Genomic DNA, 2,528 nt, shown 5'->3' with positions numbered 1-2,528 from the left:
ATATAATCTTTTCATCTCACATATATCTCCTGAAATTTTACGCAATGCAATACACCCTGCAGGTTTACTATCAACCAATACTAATATTAAAACTCCATGAGGTGGTCCATATTTTCCTGGTAGTGCGTTAAACTCCTCCTCAAAATTTTGAAAAGTTAATTCTATTTCTAAAGACTGAGAATACTCTAGAAAAAGTTTTTTGATATCTTCTATCATATCTTGTCCAGTTATAAGTTTAAATTCAATAATTTGCTTCTTATTTTCAGTAATAGGTTTCATAGTCTTAACTCCTTTTTCTCAAGGTAATAAATGAATATTAAATATTATTTTTGAATCTCATCAGAAAGAATTACTAAATCCCATTCGAATAATTCACATCCATACAAATTTCTTTCTATTAGAGGATCATTGTCAGCAATCTCTCTTGCTTCTATTAAATCTTTAGCTTGAAAAACTATCATTCCACCAGGTGCATTTGAAAATCCACCACCAACAAAATATCTCTTAGATGCAACTTCACTCAAATATTCAATATGATCATTAAAATCATCTGAACTAGCTTTACTTCCTTCTACTTTATAATCAATTCTTGCAAATAATTTATCGCCTTTTTTCATAGCGCCTCCGAATATTTTTTTCTCCATTCAAGTTGTGTTTCTACAGTAGCCCTGTATTCTTTCGTCTATTTCTTCAACTGAATAATCCCACCATTTTATTTCAAGTAACATTCATATTTTCATTATTTTATTAAAGTTTTAATAAATTTTTCCTCTAATGGATAGATATCATATGCCCCTAACAATTTATGTTTTAAACAATACTTAAAAGTTTCTTCTATTCCTTCTTTAAAAGAATACTTTATCGTTCCACCTGTTTGAATTAATTTAGAAATATCTCCATATAAATTCTCAGTTCTAAAAGGAAACCATTCTCTTACTTTAATGTTACTCTCATCTATCTCTTTAATTATAGCTTTTTTCCCTACTACTTCTCCCATAACATTTATCATTTCTTTAAAATTAATATGCTCATTCCCTGATATATTAAAAATATTATTATTAAAATCATCATTTTCAATTGCTTTAAAAATATTATTCGCTAAATCTTTAACATATCCAAATTGAATAATTGTTTCCTTTGAAGGAATAAAAATTGGCTTTTCATCTAAAATTCTGTTAAAAAAATAAATTTCTCTATCTAGGTTATTTTCAGGTCCAAAAATATAAAAAGGTCTAAAAATGATGAAATTAAAAGTATTTTCTTCAGAAAACTCCTTTAGGATTTTTTCACATAAGAATTTATTTAAAGCATAATCTCCCCATACTAAGTTCCCACCTATTTTATTATTTTCTCTCACTGGTAACTCCTCTATATTTTCATAAACAGAAGCGCTACTTATAAATATATATTTTTTATATCTACCTCTAAGAGCTTCTAAAGACATTTTAATTTGAACCGGTTCATAAGATGATACATCAATAATAGCTTCAAATTTATGTTTGTCTAAAAGCTTTTGTAAATCTTTTTTACTATTACGATCACCTTTCAAATGCACTGCTTTTGGAGAATTTTTTCTTTTCCCTCTATTAAAAACATATACTTGATATTCTTCTCCTATTAATTTATTAGATATGTGCTTTCCTAAAAATTGATTTCCACCAAAAATTAAAACTTTTTTCACTTTAATACCTCCACAACTCATCTCAGTGATTAAAATATAGATGATCTTATTTATTTTTGTACTGTTTTATCGACTTATAGATATCTCGCCCTTTAGCTTATGTTTTGTATTTTTTAATTTTTATAAATTTATATTATTATACCATACCAACAGTTTCTTGGATTTCAAATTATAAAATAATCTCGGATAACGTTTTAATAAAACCAAAGACAAAAAAATAAATGATACTAAATAAAAAGACAGTCAATTTATACTGTCTTTCTAAGTTTTATTCTATTGATATCTATCATGAAAGTTACAAAAAAATTAAACGAACTCTTTTTCTACACCTCTTTTTTAAGCTGATCAACCCATTTTTCAATCCTAGAAGATGTTAGATTATCTTGATTATTTATATCTAGTGCAAGACCTATTAACTGGTTGTTTTCCAAAGCTTTACTGTCAGAAAAATTATAACCTTCTCTGGAAGTCATCCCTATTATTTGTCCTCCGGCATTTCTAGCTGCCTTTCCTATAATACCTATAGCATCACAGAATGTATCTCCATATGATTCTTGGTCACCCGTTCCGAAAACACCTACTTTTTTCCCTAATAAATTTATATTTTCTAAAATATCAATCCTGTCATCCCAATCATCCTGAAGTTCTCCATATCCCCAAGTAGAAGATCCGAACAAAATTAAGTCTAAACAATCAATATTTTTTATTCCTAAAGATATAGGCACAACTTCTGCACCTAATTTCTCTCCTAAAACTTGAGCTATTGATTCCGTATCACCTATTGTGCTTCCATAATAAATTCTTACTTTCATATTTCCTCCTTATTTTCAAATTGTTTGTTCTACAA

The 2,528-nt window shown here is 27.7% G+C and carries 3 protein-coding genes and 1 pseudogene; all 4 read right to left on the bottom strand.

Features of this window, described 5'->3' with window-relative positions; genetic code table 11:
* Positions 1 to 279, bottom strand: a pseudogene (locus WBG30_RS13860) (hypothetical protein); the annotation flags it as partial.
* Positions 280 to 323: 44 nt separating this feature from the next.
* Positions 324 to 617 carry a YciI family protein gene (locus tag WBG30_RS13855; protein WP_424505248.1) on the bottom strand — a complete coding sequence of 98 codons (294 nt, stop codon included), beginning with the start codon at positions 615 to 617 and terminating at the stop codon, positions 324 to 326.
* Between the two features lie 122 nt (positions 618 to 739).
* On the bottom strand, positions 740 to 1,681 hold the full coding sequence (locus tag WBG30_RS13850) for an NAD-dependent epimerase/dehydratase family protein (protein ID WP_424505247.1): 942 nt from the start codon (positions 1,679 to 1,681) through the stop codon (positions 740 to 742).
* Positions 1,682 to 2,004: 323 nt separating this feature from the next.
* Positions 2,005 to 2,493, bottom strand: a complete 489-nt coding sequence (locus WBG30_RS13845) for a flavodoxin (protein ID WP_424505246.1) — start codon at positions 2,491 to 2,493, stop codon at positions 2,005 to 2,007.
* Positions 2,494 to 2,528 lie beyond the last annotated feature (35 nt).

Source organism: Psychrilyobacter sp. (genome assembly GCF_049671765.1).
GTDB lineage: Bacteria > Fusobacteriota > Fusobacteriia > Fusobacteriales > Fusobacteriaceae > Psychrilyobacter.
This window is presented reverse-complemented; position numbering and strand designations above follow the sequence as displayed.